The following is a 17663-nucleotide window of genomic DNA, read 5'->3' on the forward strand; positions in this document are numbered from 1 at the left end:
GGCGGGTCCTCAGTCGCGCGCGTCGTTCTGCGCGGTCAGCTGCGCGTCCAGGGTCTTGACCTGCTGGCCGACGCGGACCTTCTGCGCGCCCTGGACGATCAACTGGTCGCCGTCCGCCAGGCCCTTGTCGACCCACCAGTGGTTGCCCACCGCGCGGGCCAGGCTCAGCTGGCGCTGCTCGACCTTGCCGTCAACCACCACCAGGGCGGTGGCCTGGCCGCGCTCGTCGCGGGCCACGCCCTGCTGCGGCACCAGGATGGCGTCCGGCTGCACGCCCTCGGCCAGCGTCGCCTTCAGGTACATGCCCGGCAGCAGCAGGCCCTCGGGGTTGGGCACCAGGGCGCGCAGGGTCACGCTGCCGGTGCTCTCGTCGACGCTCACGCCGTTGAAGGTCAGGGTGCCGTCGTGGGCGTAGGTGCTGCCGTCCTCCAGCTGCAGGCTGATGCGCGTGGCGTCCTGCGCCTCGGCGGGGGCGAGCTTGCCCTCGGCCAGCTCGCGCTTGAGGCGCAGCAGGGTGGTGCTGGGCTGGGTGAAGTCGACGTAGATCGGGTCCAGCTGCTGCACCGTGGTCAGGGCGGTGGTCTGCTCGGCGGTGACCAGCGCGCCGGCGGTGACCGAGGAGGTGGCCGTGCGCCCGGAGATCGGCGCGTCGATCCGCGTGTAGCCCAGGTTGATGCGCGCCGTCTTCAACGCCGCCTGGGCCGACTGCAGGTTGGCGCGGGCCTCCAGCAGCGCGGCCTGGGCGCTCTCGTTGTCCTCCGCGCTGATGGCGTCGATCTTCACCAGCTGGGCGTCGCGCCGGGCCTTGAGCTCGGCCGCCTTCAGGGTGGCACGGGCGGAGGTGACGCTGGCCTCGGCCTGGGCCAGGGCGGCCTCGTAGGGCTGCGCGTCGATCTGGTACAGCGCCTGACCGGCCTTCACCGTCTGGCCTTCCTCGAACAGCCGCCGCTGGATGATGCCACCGACCTGCGGGCGGATCTCCGCCACCAGGTGCGCGCTGGCGCGGCCGGGGAGGGTGAGGCTGAGCGCCTGGGGCGCGCTGCGCACCTGGTAGATGCCGACCTCCTGCAGGTCGGCTTGCGGCGCGGCCGCCTCGTCGTCGAGGCAGCCGCCCAGGGCGAGCAGGCCGGCGCCCAGCAACAGGGCGCGGGCCAGCGAGGAAAGCGGGGGGGCGAGGGGGGACATCCGGGACTCCGATCCAGGTTGGATTCAGCGTCAAGGGTGCTCGGCGAATGTGCAGGCATTGTGCAGAAACCTGGGAGATTGCCCGTCGCGCCTTGAAGGGCCGCGGGGGCCGCGCTTCAATGGCGGCATCCCGACAGAGCCCGGCGGTGCCATGAAAATCAGCCTCTCCAGCAAATTCTTCCTGGCCATGCTGGCGGTCTGCGCCTTCGCCGTGCTGGGCATGGTCTTCGCCGCCTACCTGAGCCTGAGGTACGGCTTCCTCGGCTACCTCAACCAGCAGGCCGAGGAGCGCATGGAACTCATCGTCCCGCGCGCCGAGCGGGCCTTCGCCGCCCACGGCAGCTGGGACTTCATCCGCCGCGACCACGAACAGTGGTTCGACATGCTGCGCCCCGACGCGGCGACCCAGGACCGCGACTTCGACCCCAGCCTGCTGACCGTCTCCGACCTCACCGGCGCCTTCGTCCGCTTTGCCCTGCTGGACGAGGCGCAGCGCCTGATCATCGGCTACAAGGCGCCGCCGCGGGAGATGGTCCTGCGGCCGATCCGCCACCAGGGCCAGGTGGTCGGCTGGATGGCCCTGGCGCCGCTGCAGTCGGTGACCAGCGTCGGCGACCGGCGCTTCCAGCTCAACCAGCTGCGTTCCAGCCTGCTCATCGGCCTGGCCTGCCTGCTGGCCACGGCGGTGATCGCCTGGTGGCTCACCCGCAGCCTGCTGCGGCCGATCCGCCAGGTGGCCGGGGCCACCCATCGCCTGGCCGCCGGCGACTATGCCATCCAGCTGCCGGTGCGCTCGGCCGACGAGGCCGGCCAGCTGGCCGCCGACTTCAACCGCATGGCCGCCACCCTGGCCAGCAACGAACGCCTGCGCCGCGACTTCATGGCCGATATCTCCCACGAACTGCGCACCCCGCTGGCGGTGATGCGCGCCGAGCTGGAAGCCATGGAGGACGGCATCCGCCCCCTGGACGGCGCCGCCCTGCGCTCGCTGCAGGCCGAGGTGGGGGCCCTGGCCAAGCTGGTGGACGACCTCTTCGACCTGTCCCTGGCCGAGGTCGGCGGGCCCACCTACCGCCGCGAGCGCATCGACCTGCGAGTGCTGCTGCCGGTGGTGGCCGACGCCTTCCGCGCCGGCTTCGCCGAACGCGGCCTGGCCCTGGACGTGGAGCTGCCCGACGAGCCGCTGTGGGTGCTGGGCGACGAGTCGCGCCTGGGCCAACTGCTGCACAACCTGCTGGAGAACAGCCGGCGCTACACCGACCCCGGCGGCCGCACCGTGCTGCGCGCGCTGCGCGAGGGCGAACGGGTGCTGGTACAGTGCGAGGATTCCGCACCGGGCGTGGATGCGGCGGCGCTGGAGCGCCTGTTCGAGCGCTTCTACCGCGCCGAGCGCTCGCGCAACCGCGCCAGCGGCGGCACCGGCCTGGGCCTGGCGATCTGCCGCGGCATCGCCGAGGTGCACGGCGGGCGCCTGAGCGCCCGGGCATCGAGCATGGGAGGGTTGCTGATGACGCTGGAACTGCCGCAGGCCGGAGACGCGCCATGAGCCAGGGCGACATCCTGCTGGTGGAAGACGAACCCAAGCTGGCCGCGCTGGTGGGCGACTACCTGCGCGTCGCCGGCTACCAGGTGGAACACCTCGCCGACGGCAACGCGGTGATCCCGGCGCTGCGCGGCAAGACCTACGACCTGCTGCTGCTCGACCTGATGCTGCCCGGCCGCGACGGCCTGGACATCTGCCGCGAGCTGCGCGGCTTCAGCCGCATGCCGCTGATCATGATGACCGCGCGGGTCGAGGAGATCGACCGCCTGCTGGGCCTGGAGCTGGGCGCCGACGACTACATCTGCAAACCCTTCTCCCCCCGCGAACTGGTGGCGCGGGTCAAGGCCGTGCTGCGCCGCAGCGGCGCCCAGGCGCCGAGCCTGGGCCTGGAACTGGACCCGCAGGCCTTCCAGGCGCGCTACCTGGGCGTGGCGCTGGACCTCACCCCGGTGGAGTTCCGCATGCTCGCCGCCCTGGCCGCACGCCCCGGCCAGGTGCTGTCCCGCGACCAGTTGATGAACCACATCTACCAGGACCACCGCGTGGTCGCCGACCGCACTGTCGACAGCCACGTGAAGAACCTGCGACGCAAACTGGCGGCGGTGGCCCCGGGGCACGATCCCATCCGCTCGGTATACGGCGTGGGCTACAGCCTTGAGGCCGGGTAGGGCGAGGCCCGGCCCGCTACGGTCGAACTCAACCGTAGGGCGGATAACCGTTCGCGGTTATCCGCCGTTTGACCTTGATCCCCGGCGCGCCGCGGATTCGACCATGGAGCGCCTGTTCGAGACCCCGGTCACGCAAGGCTCCAGGACGCCCCCGTAGGAGCGGATTCCATCCGCGATTCCTACGCTGCATCAGCCATGGCGCGCCAATAAATGTAGGAGCGCGCCCTGCGCGCGAATCGCGGGCAGGGCCCGCTCCTACGAAGAGCCCCACGGCGTGGCAGGCAAGGCAGCCCCGTAGGATGGGTTGAGCGAAGCGATACCCATCGCCGCCACCGCATGGGTTTCGCCAAGGCTCAACCCATCCTACGAAAAGCACCCTGACGGAGTCGGCAAGACAGTTGCTCCTACTTGAACGTGGGTTCGAAAGTGGGTCCAGCGTAGGAGCGGATTCCGTCCGCGATAACCGCGGTTTCCGGCGCACAACCATGCCCCTGTAGGAGCGCGCCCTGCGCGCGAATCGCGGGCAGGGCCCGCTCCTACAGGTGGGCGCATTGTAGGAGCGAGCTTGCTCGCGAACAGACTCCGCTGCGGGGCTCATTCGCGAGCAGGAACCAGGCGTCCCCCTCGATCCTACGAAAAGCGCCCGGTTCGGGCGTTACAACAGATCCAGCGGATAACTCACGATCAACCGGTTCTCGTCGAAGCTGTTGGTCCGCCCCCAATCTCGGCGCATGGTCGAGTTGCGCCACTTCAGGTTCAGCGTCTTCAACGGCCCGGACTGCACGGTGTAGGCCAGCTCGCTCTCGCGGCCCCACTCGGTGCCGTCGTCGGTGCTGGCGTTGTGCACGTTGCTGCCGTGGATGTAGCGGTTCATCAGGGTCAGGCCGGGGAGGCCGAGGCCGGCGAAGTCGTAGTCGTAGCGCAGCTGCCAGGAGCGCTCCTTGGCGTTCTCGTAGCTGGAGTTGTAGCTGTCGTTGGCCAGGGTGCCGCCGCTGGCGCCGTTGACGCGGAACCACTCGTCATCGCCCATGACCTTCTGCAGGCCCAGGTAGAAGGTGCCGGCGCCGTACTTGGCGGAGAACAGCCCGGAGGCGGTGCGGTTGTCCAGGTCGCCGGCGCGGGCGCTGCCGTCTTCCTTGCCCCGGAAGTAGCCGAGGTTGGCGCCCAGCACCCAGTCGCCCACGGGCTGGAAGTGCTGCACCTGCAGGTACTGCTGCTGGTAGATGTCCTTCAGCTCGGCGTTCCACAGGCCGACCAGGGTGCGCTCGCCGTTGAAGCGGTATTCGCCGCCGACGAAGTTGAAGCGATCGGACTTGAACGCCGTGCGGTTGAACAGGCTCATGTCCTCCATGCTGGCGTCGTTGCGCGGGCTGTTCTGGCGGAACTGGCCGCCGTAGAGAGTCAGCCCGGCGAGTTCCTTCGAGGTCACCTGCGCGCCCTGGAAGGTCTGCGTCAGCGAACGGCCGTCGTCGGAGCGCAGGATCGGCAGTGCCGGCGCCCATTCGCCGACCTTCAGCTCGGTCTTGGAAATGCGCGCCTTGCCGGCCACCGCCAGGCGGCCGAAATCATCGGCCGGGCGGCCATCGTCGTGAACCGGCAGCAGCTGGGTGCCGGCGGTGCCGCGGCCGCCATCGAGCTTGACGCTGTACAGGCCGAGCACGTCCAGGCCCAGGCCGACGGTGCCCTGGGTGAAGCCGGACTTGAAGTCGAGGATGAAGTTCTGCGTCCACTCCTCGGCCTTGCCCTGGGCGGTGTCGCCCAGGTAGTTGCGGTTCATGTAGAAGTTGCGCAGCGTCAGGCTCGACTTGGCGTCTTCGAGGAAGCCGTCGGCGAAGGCGGGCAGGGTGGCACCGGCCAGGGCCAGGGCGGCGGGCAGGTAGCGGGGAAAACGGCGGATGCAGGGGTAGCCCATGACGATCTCTCTGGAGTCATTGTTGTGGGAGAGGCTTGTGCGGCGCGGCGGGGCGCCGGGAAACGCGGCGCTAGGCGGCTGGGCGGCCTGGCGTTCGCGGATCGAGAGAGGGGCGTGTGCTGTGTGGCATTGCTCTGGACCTTCTTGTAATTGTTCGAGGGTATTCGCGTCCGAGGGCAGCAGGCGCTGCCGGGTGTTTCGGTACGGCTCGATAGTGGAAGGGCGGCAGGCAGTGGACAATCGGCGAAAACGCTTCTTGTGCGAATAGCGAACATTAATTAACCGGTTCGAACATTTAAGGAGAGCATCCGATCCAGCCCAGCGGTTCCCCGGCCCGGTCGATCTCATTAGAATCCGCCGATCCTCGTAGTGGACGACGCCCATGGCCGGTAGCCAGATCGAACGTGCCTTCAGCCTTCTCGAAAGCCTCACCAGCGAGCCCCGCGGCCTGCCGATGCAGACCCTCGCCGAGCGCCTGGAGATACCCAAGAGCGCCACCCACCGCATGCTCGCCGAACTGATCCGCCTGGGCTACGTGCGGCAGAACCCGGAGAACGCCCGCTACCAGCTGTCCACCAAGCTGGTGGCGCTGGGCTTCCGCTACCTGTCCTGCAGCGGCGCCGACATCGTCCAGCCGATCCTCGACCGCCTGGCCCAGGACAGCGGCGAGCTGGTGCGCCTGGGGGTGATCGACGGCAGCCGCCAGACCTGGATCGCCAAGTCCCAGGGCGCCCGCTCGGGGCTGCGCTACGACCCGGACATGGGCCGCGACGCGCCGCTGTTCTACACCGCCTCCGGGCACGCCTGGCTGGCCAGCCTGGACGATGCCCAGGCCCTGGAGCTGGTGCGCCGGCAGGGCGTGGGCGACCCCGCCAACTTCGGCCCGCGCGCGCCGCGCAGCGAGGACGAACTGCTCGGCTACCTGCGCCGTGCCCGCGAGCGTGGCTACGCCTGGGTCGAAGAAACCTCGGCGCTCGGCACCTCGGCCCTGGCCGCCGTGGTGCACAGCCCGGTGGATCGCCGGGCGATCGGCGTGCTGAGCATCGCCGGGCCCAGCGCGCGCCTGCCGGAAGCGCGCCTGCACGAACTGGCGCCGCTGCTGCTGGCCGCCAGCGCCGAGCTGTCCGCCGCCAGCCAGGCTTCCGACCTCTTCGCCTGATTCCCCCTTGCTTGCTGGCCTCCCTCCCGCGGAGGAGGGCCGCTTGCGCCTGCCCGGATGTAACGGCGGTCGATAATCGCCCGCTGCTTGTCGCATTGCGCTTGAGTAAAAATGGAACCGAGTTCTAAATTTATTCATGCCATTCCATGGAGCCCCGTGCAGCGAGGCTCCAGCACAACAAGCAGAAGAGGAATCCCGCGTGACCGCTCCCTTGCGCATCGCCCTGATCGGCGCCGGCATCATGGGCCGCCAGCATCACCAGCACTTGCTCCAGGTGCCCGCCCTGCAACTCTGCGCGGTGGCCGACCCGGGCCCTGGCGCGGCCGGGTTCGCCGCCGAATGCGGGGTGCCGTACTACGCCGACCACCGGCGCATGCTGGAAGAGGCGCAACCGCAGGCGGCGATCATCGCCAACCCCAACAACCTGCACGTGGCCACCGCCCTGGACTGCCTGGCCGCCGGCGTGCCGGTGCTGCTGGAGAAGCCGGTGGGCGTGCACCTGGATGAAGTGCGCGAACTGGTGGAGGTGAGCCGGGGCAGCGGCGTGCCGGTGCTGGTCGGCCATCACCGCCGGCACAACCCGCTGATCGGCAAGGCGCGGGAAATCCTGGCCGCGGGCGCCCTGGGCCGTCTGGTCAACGTCACCGCGCTGTGGCAGCTGCAGAAGCCCGACAGCTATTTCGAAGTGCCCTGGCGCCGCGAGCCGGGCGCCGGCTTCCTGCTCACCAACCTGATCCACGACCTCGACCTGCTGCGCTACCTGTGCGGCGAGGTGGCGCAGGTGCAGGCCTTCACCGGCAACGCGGTGCGCGGCCTGGTCAACGAGGACAGCGCGGCCATTCTCCTGCAGTTCGAGAACGGCGCCCTCGGCAGCCTGACCGGTTCCGACGGCGTGGCCGCGCCCTGGAGCTGGGAGCTGGATTCTGGCGAGAGCCCCATCTACCCACGCCAGGTCGACCAGCCCTGCTATCTGCTGGCCGGCACCGAGGGCGCGTTGAGCATCCCGCAGTTGCAGCGCTGGCACTACGCGCAGCCGGGCGCCGGCTGGCACCAGCCGTTGCTGCGCAGCAGCGAACCTTTCACCCCGGGCGAGGCGCTGCGCCGGCAATTGGAGCATTTCGTGCGTGTGGTGCATGGCGAGGAGCAGCCGCTGACCGACGCCGTGGACGGCGGCCGCACCCTGGCGCTGATCGAGGCCATCCGCGAGGCCGCCGCCAGCGGCCGGGCGTGTGCGCCGGCGCGGGTTGGGTGAATGAACCCGTACGGGAGAGGGGCCACCGTAGGATGGGTGGAGCGGAGCGATACCCATCACCACGACCGCATGGGTATCGCAAGCTCAACCCATCCTACAAGTTGACGCCGAGCTTCCCGTCCATGCCGGACAGCCCCCTCTCCCGCTTGCGGGAGAGGGTTGGGGAGAGGGCGCTCTTGAACCTGACACCTGGGCCGCCGGTGAACACCGTTCGCGAGCAAGCTCGCTCCTACGAAAAGGAAAAGCGCCTTGGCGCGGCCTGCAAGCCACGCGATTCGCGCCCAGGGGGCGCTCCTACAATCCATCTGTGAACCGGATACCGATACCCATGACCGACCGAATCTTCTCCCTCGCCGCCCTGACCGTCCTCGAACTGTCGCCGCCGGACATGGTCGAGGTCGCCGCCCGCGCCGGCTACAGCCATGTCGGCCTGCGCCTGGTGCCGGCCACCGCCGAGGAGCACCACTTCCCGCTGGTGGCCGATGCCGAACTGCGCCGGCAGACCCAGGCACGCCTGCGCGACACCGGCATCCGCGTGCTGGACCTGGAAATCCTGCGCCTGAAGCCGGAGACCCGCGTGGCCGACTTCGAGCCCATCCTCGCCGTCGGCGCCGAGTTCGGCGGCACGGAGCTGCTGGTGGCCGGCAACGACGCGGATGAGGCGCGCATGACCGAACGCTTCGCCGAGCTGTGCGAATTGGCCGAGGGCTACGGCATCCACCCGCACCTGGAGTTCATGTCCTGGACCGACGCCCCCGACCTGGCCACGGCCTGGCGCGTGGTGCGCAACGCCGGGCGCGACAACGGCTGCGTGCTGGTCGACGCCTTCCACTTCGACCGTTCCGGTTCCTCGCTACAGGACCTGGCGCAGTTGCCGGCCTCGCGCATGCGCTATGCCCAATTGTGCGACGTGGCCGGCCCGCGCCCGGACGACATGCAGGAAATCCTCCGCCAGGCGCGCAACGAGCGGCGCTTCCCCGGCGATGGCGACTGCGACCTGGCGGGTTTGTTGCGGACCTTGCCGGCGACGGTGCCGCTGAGCCTGGAGATCCCCACCCGGCAGTTGCTGGAGCAGGGCGTCAGCGCCCTGGAGCGGGCCAGCCTGGCGCTGGACAAGGCACGCACGGTGCTCGCCCGGCTCTGATGCCGGCAACTGCGCCATTCCCATCCACCCGTTCGCCCGGCACACTGCCGGGCGCCTTGCTTTGTAAACCACGGGAAACCCGATGACCGCCGCCTCCGCGTTGTCCGGCAGCAGCCAGCCCCTGAAGGGCATCCTTCTGGTGGTGCTGGCCACCTCGCTGTTCTCCACCCACGACGCCCTGTCCAAGTACCTCTCCGGCTTCTACCCGATCCTGCTGGTGGTCTGGGCCCGCTACGTGGTGCACACGCTGCTGATGGCCGGCATCTTCCTGCCGCAGTCGGGCCTGCGCGTGCTGCGCACCCGCAGGCCGGGGCTGCAGACCCTGCGCGCGTTGTGCCTGCTGGGCACCAGCCTGCTGTTCACCACCGGCCTGCAGTACATCCCCCTGGCGGAGGCCACGGCAGTCAACTTCCTCGCCCCGCTGATGGTCACCGCGCTGTCGGTGCCGTTGCTGTACGAGAAGGTCAGCGCCGGGCAATGGGCCGCGGTGAGCCTGGGCTTCGCCGGGGTGCTGGCGATCGTCCATCCCGGCGGCGAACTGTTCACCCCGGCGGTGTTGCTGCCGCTGGGTTCGGCGCTGTGCTTCTGCTTCTACCAGCTGCTGACGCGCAAGCTGGCGGCGGTGGACAGCCCGACCACCAGCAACTTCTTCGCCGGCCTGCTGAACACCGCGCTGACCACTGCGATGGTGCCCTTCGTCTGGCACACCCCGAGTCTTGGCCATGCGCTGCTGATGCTCGCCCTGGGCACCTGCGGCATGTCCGCCCACCTGTTCCTCACCCAGGCCTTCCGCCATGCCGCCCCGGCGCTGCTGGCGCCTTTCGGCTACTGCCAGATCGTCTTTGCAGGGCTAATCGGTTGGCTGGTCTTCAGCCATGTGCCGAGTGCCAGTGCTTTGGTGGGCATTGCTGTGATCTGCCTGAGCGGGCTGGCGGCGGCCTGGATGCAGCGGCGGGGGTGAGGGGGCCGTGTAGGAGCGAGCTTGCTCGCGAAGGGAGTTTTCCGGTGGCGTCGGTGCCGGGTTCAAGAGCCCCTCACCCCAACCCTATCCCAGAGGGAGAGGGGGCTGTCCTGAGCCGCCGGGAAGTCTGGAGTCATCCTGATGCTCCTGGAGCGTAGGGCGGATAACCGTTCGTGGTTATCCGCCGTTGGCCGTGCCACCGATGCGTCCGGCGGGGCCGGTGAATCCGATCGCGGACTCTGTCCGCGATTTTTCCGCTGCGGGGCGTCGGACCTGAGCTCTCGCGATGTAGGTAACTTCCGTTTCTTCTCCAGGGCGATAGCCAGGTGTGCAGCAGCGCACCCCGGGCAGGCGCCCGGTAACCGTACTTTCTCCCCCTCGCACAGACGCAGGCGAGGGGATTCCATTCCCGAAGCAGCACTCGCCTCGTCTGAGACCTATTGGTAAATGGTAACGAGGAGGTTACTATGGCGGCCATAGAAGTGGTCGAGTATGTCCGGGAAGACAGGTCCTGCCCCTATCAGGAGTGGTTCGACGCCCTGCATTTCCAGGCGGCGGCCAAGGTCGCCACCGCCAAGGTGCGCATGGCGGTGGGCAACACCTCCAATGTCAAATGGTTCGATGGCATCGGCGAATACCGCATCGACTGGGGCCCGGGCTACCGGATCTACCTGGCGAGGGACGGCGAGGCGCTCATCGTGCTGTTCGGCGGTGGCAGCAAGGCCGGCCAGGCGGCGGATATCCGCAAGGCGAAGGTGCTGCACGCCGAGTACAAGCAACGCAAGAAGGCCCGGTTCGGGCCGCAGATGAGAGGGTGATTCCAATGGTACTGACCAGGGATTTCAAACAGACCGTCGTCGCGCGGGTGCAGCGCGAACCGGCATTCGCCACCGCGCTGCTCGACGAGGCCGCCTCGCTGTTCCTCAACGGCGAGCCGGACGCCGCGCGCCTGATCCTCCGCGATCTGGTCAACGCCACCCTGGGCTTCGAGCGCCTGGCGCTGGAGACGGAACGGCCGAGCAAAAGCCTGCACCGCATGCTGTCGGCCTCGGGTAATCCGGGCATGGACAACCTGGCGGCGATCTTCGATGCCCTGCGCCGTACCCTGGGGGTGGAAATCCAGGTGCGGGCAGTGCATATCGCCTGACGCCGCCCCACGAAAAAAGGCCCCTCACGGGGCCTTTTTTCATGCTCGGGCATTATCTGTTCAGTGGCTCGCCACCCGCAGGCTGTTCTGCCGCGCGCTGTCGTAGGCGGCTTTTTCCAGCGGCTTGGCGTCAGGCTTTCCCAGGTCTTCCATCGGCAGGCGGTGGGTTTCCGGGGCCAGGTAGGCGGCGAAGGCGCACAGGCAGGTGATGAGGAAGGCCAGGCTGCCGATCACCATCGGGACGTTGTCCGAGCCGGGCGGGGCGACGGCGGCGAACAGCGCCGGCAGCATGGCGGTGAGCATGGTGCCGATGTTCTGCGCGATGGCCATGGCCGAGACGCGGTAGCGGGTCTGGAACAGCTCCGGGTAGAAGGACGGGAACACCGCGTTGTAGCCCTGGTACACCAGGCCCCACATCAGCAGCGACATGACGAAGGCCAGCGGCACGTTCTGGATGCTGATGGCGTATAGGTAGCCGAAGGCGAGCAGGCCCGAGCCCAGGGCGCCGACGATCAGCGTCGGGCGGCGGCCGATGCGGTCGGAGAGGTTGCCGACGAAGGGAATGGCCAGCACCGCGACTATGTTGCCCACCACCGGGATCCACAGGTACACGCTCTTGTCGAAGCCTATGCCGTAGGCCGGCTGCACCGCGTAGGCCGCGCCGAAGATGGTGGCCACCACCGGGATCACGTTCATCAGCGACATGACCATCACCAGCAGCATCTGCTTCCAGCTGTTGCGGAAGGCTTCGGCGATCGGCGACTTGGCCACCTGCTGCTTGGCTTCCTCGTTGACGAAGGCCGGGGTCTCGTGAACTTCGCGACGGATGATCAGGCCGGCGATCAGCACCACGGCGCTGAGCAGGAAGGGAATCCGCCAGCCCCAGGCGTTGAAGGCGTCGTTGGGCATGAAGTAGGCCAGCGGCAGGAACACCGCGGCGGCCATCACCTGGCCGGCCTGCACGCCCTGCAGGGTGTAGCTGGCGAAGTAGCCGCGACGGCCGAAGGGCGCGTGTTCGAGGATCATCGAGCTGGCCCCGGAGATTTCCCCGGCCACGGCGAAGCCCTGCACCAGGCGCAGCACCACCAGCAGCGCCGGGGCGAGGAAGCCGACGTCGTGGTAGGTCGGCAGCAGGCCCACGGCCATGGTCGACAGGCCCATCATGAACATGCACAGCAGCAGCACGTTCTTGCGCCCGCGGGTGTCACCCCAGTGGCCGAGGAAGAAGGCGCCGATCGGGCGGGCCAGGTAGCCCACGCCGTAGGTCGCCAGCGACGCGACTATGGCCATCTTCGGGTCGGAGGAGGGGAAGAACAGCTGCGGGAAGATCAGCGCAGCGGCCTGGGCGTAGATGAAGAAGTCGTAGTACTCGAGAGCCGAGCCGATCCAGCCACTGGCGGTGGCTTTCTTGGCTTGGGAGCTGGAGGAAGTCGCCATCGTTGTCTCCGGTTCTTGTTGTTGTCGGTGCCTGCCCGGGCGCCGCGCCCTTCGGGGGCGTGTGCGCTGATCGAACAGGGGCACCGAGGTCGTCGCTAAAGCCCCTGGCCGGGGCCCGTGTCTGAAATGCGCCGGGCGGCGCGGCTCAGGGCTGGGGGCGAGCCGGCGTTCGTGTTGGGCTGGAGACGGCGGCGGTGAGGAGGCGTGCAGTCAACATGGGCAGGGACTCTTGTTGAAATTGTTATAGGGCAAGGCGTCTCGCGGGCCAGGGGAGGCATGGCCCTGGTGTGTCGCGGTGAATCCATGGTCGGCCACTGGACGAAAAACCGTCAATTCGCTGATCGGCCTTTTGTTCGCTGATCGAACACAAAACTAACTGGTTCGTACAATTTGCCTTGCCGCTGGAAAATACCCTGCGAATAATCCAATGACCAGCCGTGCGTCCTACGGCTGGCGATATTTCCGAAGGTCGCCGACAGCCGGCGGCCAGGCCATGGCTCGCAGAAGCCAGCAGCACAGGAGCCCCAGCATGCAGCGCTCGATCGCCACCGTCTCCCTGAGCGGTACCCTGCCCGAGAAACTCGAAGCCATCGCCGCCGCCGGCTTCGACGGCGTGGAGATCTTCGAAAACGACCTCCTGTACTACGACGGCAGCCCCCGCGACGTGCGCCAGATGTGCGCCGACCTGAATCTCGCGATCACCCTGTTCCAGCCCTTCCGCGATTTCGAGGGCTGCCGCCGCGAGCGCCTGGCGCGCAACCTGGAGCGCGCCGAGCGCAAGTTCGACCTGATGCAGGAGCTGGGCACCGACCTGGTGCTGGTGTGCAGCAACACCGTCGCCGATTCCCTGGGCGAGCGCGACATCCTCATCGACGACCTCCGCGAGCTGGCCGAGCGCGCCGGAAAGCGCGGCCTGCGCATCGGCTACGAGGCCCTGGCCTGGGGCCGCCACGTCAACACCTGGCAGCAGGTCTGGGACCTGGTGAAAGCCGCCGACCACCCGGCCCTGGGCGTGCTGCTGGACAGCTTCCACACCCTGTCGATCAAGGGCGACCCCAGCGGCATCGCCGACATCCCCGGCGAGAAGATCTTCTTCGTGCAGATGGCCGACGCGCCCGTGCTGGCCATGGACGTGCTGGAGTGGAGCCGGCACTTCCGCTGCTTCCCCGGCCAGGGCGAGTTCGACCTGGCGGGCTTCCTCGCGCCCATCCTGCGCAGCGGCTACAAGGGCCCGCTGTCGCTGGAAATCTTCAACGACGGCTTCCGCGCCGCGCCGACCCGCTCCAACGCCGCCGACGGCCTGCGCTCGCTGCTCTACCTGGAGGAGAAGACGCGCCGCCTGCTGGAGCAGGACGCCGCGCCCGCCGGCGACCCCAGCATCCTCTTCGCGCCGCCGCCGGCCAGCCGCTACGACGGCGTGGAATTCCTCGAGTTCGCCGTGGACGAGGACCTGGGCGCGCGCCTGGGCAACTGGCTGGAGAATCTCGGCTTCGCCCGCGCCGGCGAACACCGCTCCAAGGCGGTGAGCCTGCTGCGCCAGGGCGACATCAACATCGTGCTCAATGCCGAGCCGTACTCCTTCGCCCACAACTTCTTCGAAGCCCACGGCCCCTCGCTGTGCGCCACCGCCCTGCGGGTGCGCGACGGCGCCCAGGCCCTGGAGCGCGCCCAGGCCTTCCGTGGCCAGCCGTTCCGCGGCCTGGTCGGCCCCAACGAGCGCGAGGTGCCCGCGGTGCGCGCCCCCGACGGCAGCCTGATCTACCTGGTGGAGCAGGGCGCGCCGGGGCAGACCATCTACGACAGCGACTTCTGCCTCGACGCCCAGGCCCAGGCCAGCGGCAACCTGCAGCGCATCGACCACATGGCCATGGCCCTGCCGGCCGACAGCCTGGACAGCTGGGTGCTGTTCTACAAGGCGCTGTTCGACTTCGAGGCCGACGACGAGGTGGTCCTGCCCGACCCCTATGGTCTGGTGAAAAGCCGCGCCATCCGCAGCCGCTGCGGCAGCCTGCGCCTGCCGCTGAACATCTCGGAGAACCGCAACACCGCCATTTCCCACGCGCTGTCCAGCTACCGCGGCTCGGGCGTGCACCACATCGCCTTCGCCTGCGAGGACATCTTCGCCGAGGTCACCCGCGCCAAGCAGGCCGGGGTGCCGCTGCTGGACATCCCGCTGAACTACTACGACGACCTGGCGGCGCGCTTCGACTTCGACGACGAGTTCCTCAGCGAGCTGGCCTACTTCAACGTGCTCTACGACCGCGACGCCCAGGGCGGCGAGCTGTTCCACGTCTACACCGAGCCGTTCGAGGGGCGCTTCTTCTTCGAAATCCTCCAGCGCAGGAACGGCTATGCCGGCTACGGCGCGGCCAACGTCGCCGTGCGCCTGGCGGCCATGGCCCAGGCGCGCAGCGGCGCCGCGCGCAAGCCCAAGCTGTAGCGCCCGGGGGCGGCGCGGCAAGCCCCGCGCCGCTTCCCTTGGCGGGGTGGCGAGGCCCATAATCGGCGCTCTCCGTGAGGCTGCGAGCCAACCATGCCGAATGTCGTCGAACCCCTGGACCCCGCCGAAGTGCGTGGCAAGGGCCGCAAGAACAACCCCGAGAAAACCCGCGAGGGCATCCTCCAGGCGGCCATCGCCGAGTTCGTCCAGCAGGGCCTGTCCGGCGCCCGGGTGGACGCCATCGCCGAGCGCACGCACACCTCCAAGCGCATGATCTACTACTACTTCGGCAGCAAGGAGCAGCTCTACGTCGAAGTGCTGGAGAAGCTCTACGGCGACATCCGCCACACCGAGGACAAGCTGCACCTGGCGGAACTGGAGCCGCTGGAGGCGATCCGCCGCACCGTCGAGTTCGCCTTCGACCACCACGACCGCAACGTCGACTTCGTGCGCATCGTTTCCATCGAGAACATCCACCACGGCGAGTACGTGAAGAAGTCCACGGCGATCCGCTCGATGAGCAACAACATGCTGCTGTCGCTGGCCGAAATCCTCCGCCGCGGCGCCGAGCAGGGCCTGTTCCGCGAGGGCATCGACCCGCTGGACCTGCACCTGTTCATCAGCTCGTTCTGCTTCTACCGCGTGTCCAACCGCAACACCTTCGGCGAAATCTTCCAGATCGACCTGGCCGACGAGCAGGTCAAGCAACGCCACAAGCAGATGATCTGCGAGGCGGTGCTGCGCTACATCCAGCGCTGAGCCCGGCCAGCTCCAGGCCGGCGAGGTAGCCGAAGGTCATGCCCGGCCCCAGGGTGATGCCGCCGCTGGGGTAGTGGCCGGCCATCACGCTGGCCATGTCGTTGCCCACCGCGTACAGCCCCTCGATGGCCGCGCCGCTGGCGTCCAGCACCCGCGCGCGGGCGTCGGTGCGCAGGCCGGCGAAGGTGCCGAGGCTGCCAGGCAGCAGCTTCACCGCGTAGAACGGACCTTTTTCCAGGGGCCGCAGCGATGCGTTGGGATGCTGCCGCGCTTCGCCCTGGGCCTTGTTGTAGGCCGAGCGGCCGCGCTGGAAATCCGCGTCTTCGCCCAGCGCCGCGTGTTCGTTGAAGCGCTTCACCGTCGCTTGCAACTGCTCGGCGTCGATGCCGCAGCGCGCCGCCAGTTGCGCCAGGCTGCGGGCCTTGACCAGATAGCCGCGGCGCTCATAGGGCAAGTCCGGGAAGGGCAAGGGCTTCACCCAGCCGATGCCGTAGCGCCGCCGCGCCCGGGCGTCGGCGATCAGCCAGGCTTCGTGGGGCTCGCCCGGTGGCGTGGCGGCGAACAGGGCGCTCATGAAGTCGTGGTAGCAGTCGGCCTCGTTGGCGAAGCGCCGGCCGTCGCGGCGCACGCAGAGGAAGCCGGGCTTGGCCCGTTCGATCAGGTGCGGGAAGTGGCCGACGCTGCCGTCGCGGCGCGGCACCAGCGATACCGGCACCCAGGCGCCGGCGTGGGCCAGGTCGTCGCGGACCTGCGCGCCCACGGCTTCGCCCAGGCGCAGGCCATCGCCGCTGTTCTGCGGCGGCGCGGCGGAGCGGTGCTGCCAGCCGTCCGGGGCGTGGGGCATGAGTCGGGCGATACGCTCGCGGTCATGGGGGAAGCCGCCGCAAGCCAGGACCACGCCGCGGCGGGCGTGGAACTCCAGGGTGTCGCTGCGCGCACCGGTCACCTTGCCGCCTTCGCGGAGCAGTTCGTGGATCGGCGTTTGCGTCAGCAACTGCACCTTCAGGTCCAGCGCGCTGCGCAGCAGGCGGGCCACCAGGGCATTGCCGTTGACCAACTGCGTGCCGCGCCCGTGGCGCAGGCGCCCATGCCAGTGCCGGGCGATGCGCTTGAGCGCGTAGAACGCGGCTTTCGGCGAGCGCGTGGCGTCGAGGAAGTTGGTCAGGTCGACGCCACCGGCGATGCCCATTCCGGCCAGGCTGACGAGGTCCAGCGGCTCGCGCAGGTGGTGCAGCCAGGGGCCGAGTTCGCGGCCGTCGTAGGGCTGGGCGCACAGCGAGCGGCCGCCGGCGGCGGAGCCCTCGCCATCGTGCATGTCCGGCATGCGCGTGCCGCTGAAGAACTGCACGGCGCTGTGGCGCTGGAAGAACTCGACCATCTCCGGGCCGTGGCGGAGGAAGGCGGCCTGGCGCTCGTCCAGTTGCTCGGCATGGACCTGGGCCTTGAGGTAGCGCTCCGGCGCGTCGTCCGGCTCGACGCGGCCTTCGGCGAGGGCCAGCGGGTTGCGCGGAATCCACAGCCAGCCGCCGGACCAGGCGCTGGTGCCGCCGAGCTGCGCGGCCTTTTCCGCGACGACCACGCGCAGGCCATGGTGCGCGGCGGTCACGGCGGCGGCCAGGCCGGCGGCGCCGGAGCCGATCACCAGGACGTCGCAGTCGAGGGTTTGCAAGGTGGGCATGGGCTTTCTCTTGTCGTTATCGGGGCGCGCGGAAGGGCTCCGCGCGCCGGGGCCATCACTGCAGCGGGGAGAAGCCGGTGGGCTTCATCAGCCGCGATTCCAGCTTTAGCACCGCGCCCAGTTCCCGGTTCAGCTTGCCGAACTCGGCCCAGCGCGGGTCGGCGGCCATGCTGGCGCGGCGCTGCATGCGCTCGTCCAGGCTCTCGTAGGCCCACAGGTGCACCACCTGGCTGCATTCGCCGAACTCGGTGGTGAAGAAGCCCACCAGCCTGCCCAGGTGCTCGGTCTGCACCTCGTAGGCGTGGCTGCGGTACAGGGCCAGCCAGTCGGCGAGTTTCAGCGGGTCGATGCTGTAGGTGCGCAGTTCGTAGTACATCG

Annotated in this window: 15 protein-coding genes; 10 read left to right on the plus strand and 5 right to left on the minus strand. The window is 68.9% G+C overall.

Features of this window, described 5'->3' with window-relative positions:
• Positions 1-9 precede the first annotated feature (9 nt).
• On the minus strand, positions 10-1185 hold the full coding sequence (locus RN02_RS04195; protein ID WP_043313213.1) for an efflux RND transporter periplasmic adaptor subunit: 1176 nt from the start codon (positions 1183-1185) through the stop codon (positions 10-12).
• A 151-nt stretch (positions 1186-1336) separates the two neighbouring features.
• On the opposite strand from RN02_RS04195, the gene RN02_RS04200 reads away from it, so the two are divergent.
• Both RN02_RS04200 and RN02_RS04205 read left to right on the plus strand, forming a co-directional pair.
• Positions 1337-2731, plus strand: coding sequence for an ATP-binding protein (locus tag RN02_RS04200; RefSeq protein ID WP_043313214.1), 1395 nt, complete (start codon positions 1337-1339; stop codon positions 2729-2731).
• Complete coding sequence (locus tag RN02_RS04205; RefSeq protein WP_043271894.1) at positions 2728-3396, plus strand: response regulator; 669 nt, start codon at positions 2728-2730, stop codon at positions 3394-3396. The genes RN02_RS04200 and RN02_RS04205 overlap by 4 nt, the downstream gene beginning before the upstream one ends.
• Before the next feature lie 655 nt (positions 3397-4051).
• Here RN02_RS04205 and RN02_RS04210 read toward each other — a convergent pair.
• Entirely contained in the window at positions 4052-5308 is a 1257-nt protein-coding gene (locus RN02_RS04210; protein ID WP_043313215.1) for an OprD family porin, read from the minus strand.
• Positions 5309-5690: 382 nt separating this feature from the next.
• Between RN02_RS04210 and RN02_RS04215 the strand changes: the two genes are divergently transcribed.
• The 6 genes from RN02_RS04215 (at position 5691) to RN02_RS04240 (ending at position 10971) form a co-directional block, all read left to right on the plus strand.
• On the plus strand, positions 5691-6467 hold the full coding sequence (locus RN02_RS04215; protein ID WP_043313216.1) for an IclR family transcriptional regulator: 777 nt from the start codon (positions 5691-5693) through the stop codon (positions 6465-6467).
• 199 nt (positions 6468-6666) lie between these two features.
• On the plus strand, positions 6667-7719 hold the full coding sequence (locus RN02_RS04220; RefSeq protein WP_043313218.1) for a Gfo/Idh/MocA family protein: 1053 nt from the start codon (positions 6667-6669) through the stop codon (positions 7717-7719).
• Positions 7720-8047: 328 nt separating this feature from the next.
• Positions 8048-8863 carry a sugar phosphate isomerase/epimerase family protein gene (locus RN02_RS04225; protein ID WP_043313220.1) on the plus strand — a complete coding sequence of 272 codons (816 nt, stop codon included), beginning with the start codon at positions 8048-8050 and terminating at the stop codon, positions 8861-8863.
• 82 nt (positions 8864-8945) lie between these two features.
• The gene (locus RN02_RS04230; RefSeq protein WP_043313221.1) at positions 8946-9824 is read left to right on the plus strand and encodes a DMT family transporter; all 879 of its coding nucleotides are present in this window, start codon (positions 8946-8948) and stop codon (positions 9822-9824) included.
• Positions 9825-10291: 467 nt separating this feature from the next.
• Complete coding sequence (locus tag RN02_RS04235) at positions 10292-10642, plus strand: type II toxin-antitoxin system RelE/ParE family toxin (RefSeq protein ID WP_043313223.1); 351 nt, start codon at positions 10292-10294, stop codon at positions 10640-10642.
• A gap of 5 nt (positions 10643-10647) precedes the next feature.
• Complete coding sequence (locus RN02_RS04240; protein WP_043313224.1) at positions 10648-10971, plus strand: helix-turn-helix domain-containing transcriptional regulator; 324 nt, start codon at positions 10648-10650, stop codon at positions 10969-10971.
• Between the two features lie 60 nt (positions 10972-11031).
• On the opposite strand, the gene RN02_RS04245 is transcribed toward RN02_RS04240, so the two are convergent.
• Positions 11032-12408, minus strand: a complete 1377-nt coding sequence (locus RN02_RS04245; RefSeq protein WP_043313225.1) for an MFS transporter — start codon at positions 12406-12408, stop codon at positions 11032-11034.
• Positions 12409-12937: 529 nt separating this feature from the next.
• On the opposite strand from RN02_RS04245, the gene quiC reads away from it, so the two are divergent.
• Both quiC and RN02_RS04255 read left to right on the plus strand, forming a co-directional pair.
• Positions 12938-14848, plus strand: a complete 1911-nt coding sequence (gene quiC, locus RN02_RS04250; RefSeq protein WP_043313226.1) for a 3-dehydroshikimate dehydratase QuiC — start codon at positions 12938-12940, stop codon at positions 14846-14848.
• A 93-nt stretch (positions 14849-14941) separates the two neighbouring features.
• Entirely contained in the window at positions 14942-15607 is a 666-nt protein-coding gene (locus tag RN02_RS04255; RefSeq protein ID WP_043271885.1) for a TetR family transcriptional regulator, read from the plus strand.
• On the opposite strand, the gene RN02_RS04260 is transcribed toward RN02_RS04255, so the two are convergent.
• Together RN02_RS04260 and RN02_RS04265 are read right to left on the minus strand one after the other, a co-directional pair.
• Positions 15549-17276, minus strand: coding sequence for an FAD-dependent oxidoreductase (locus RN02_RS04260; protein WP_152623724.1), 1728 nt, complete (start codon positions 17274-17276; stop codon positions 15549-15551). The genes RN02_RS04255 and RN02_RS04260 overlap by 59 nt on opposite strands.
• Positions 17277-17340: 64 nt before the next feature.
• Positions 17341-17661: an NIPSNAP family protein gene (locus RN02_RS04265; RefSeq protein ID WP_009622855.1), complete on the minus strand. Its 321-nt coding sequence runs from the start codon at positions 17659-17661 to the stop codon at positions 17341-17343.
• Positions 17662-17663 lie beyond the last annotated feature (2 nt).

This window comes from Pseudomonas sp. PI1 (genome assembly GCF_000812405.1).
GTDB classification, from domain to species: Bacteria; Pseudomonadota; Gammaproteobacteria; order Pseudomonadales; family Pseudomonadaceae; genus Pseudomonas; species Pseudomonas citronellolis.

Bases quoted from the DNA above. Each gene is read 5' to 3' on its own strand.
- RN02_RS04195 (WP_043313213.1), bottom strand. From the start codon at position 1,185: ATGTCCCCCCTCGCCCCCCCGCTTTCCTCGCTGGCCCGCGCCCTGTTG.
- RN02_RS04215 (WP_043313216.1), top strand. From the start codon at position 5,691: ATGGCCGGTAGCCAGATCGAACGTGCCTTCAGCCTTCTCGAAAGCCTC.
- RN02_RS04210 (WP_043313215.1), bottom strand. From the start codon at position 5,308: ATGGGCTACCCCTGCATCCGCCGTTTTCCCCGCTACCTGCCCGCCGCC.
- quiC (WP_043313226.1), top strand. From the start codon at position 12,938: ATGCAGCGCTCGATCGCCACCGTCTCCCTGAGCGGTACCCTGCCCGAG.
- RN02_RS04245 (WP_043313225.1), bottom strand. From the start codon at position 12,408: ATGGCGACTTCCTCCAGCTCCCAAGCCAAGAAAGCCACCGCCAGTGGC.
- RN02_RS04205 (WP_043271894.1), top strand. From the start codon at position 2,728: ATGAGCCAGGGCGACATCCTGCTGGTGGAAGACGAACCCAAGCTGGCC.
- RN02_RS04240 (WP_043313224.1), top strand. From the start codon at position 10,648: ATGGTACTGACCAGGGATTTCAAACAGACCGTCGTCGCGCGGGTGCAG.
- RN02_RS04235 (WP_043313223.1), top strand. From the start codon at position 10,292: ATGGCGGCCATAGAAGTGGTCGAGTATGTCCGGGAAGACAGGTCCTGC.
- RN02_RS04230 (WP_043313221.1), top strand. From the start codon at position 8,946: ATGACCGCCGCCTCCGCGTTGTCCGGCAGCAGCCAGCCCCTGAAGGGC.
- RN02_RS04225 (WP_043313220.1), top strand. From the start codon at position 8,048: ATGACCGACCGAATCTTCTCCCTCGCCGCCCTGACCGTCCTCGAACTG.
- RN02_RS04200 (WP_043313214.1), top strand. From the start codon at position 1,337: ATGAAAATCAGCCTCTCCAGCAAATTCTTCCTGGCCATGCTGGCGGTC.
- RN02_RS04265 (WP_009622855.1), bottom strand. From the start codon at position 17,661: ATGTACTACGAACTGCGCACCTACAGCATCGACCCGCTGAAACTCGCC.
- RN02_RS04255 (WP_043271885.1), top strand. From the start codon at position 14,942: ATGCCGAATGTCGTCGAACCCCTGGACCCCGCCGAAGTGCGTGGCAAG.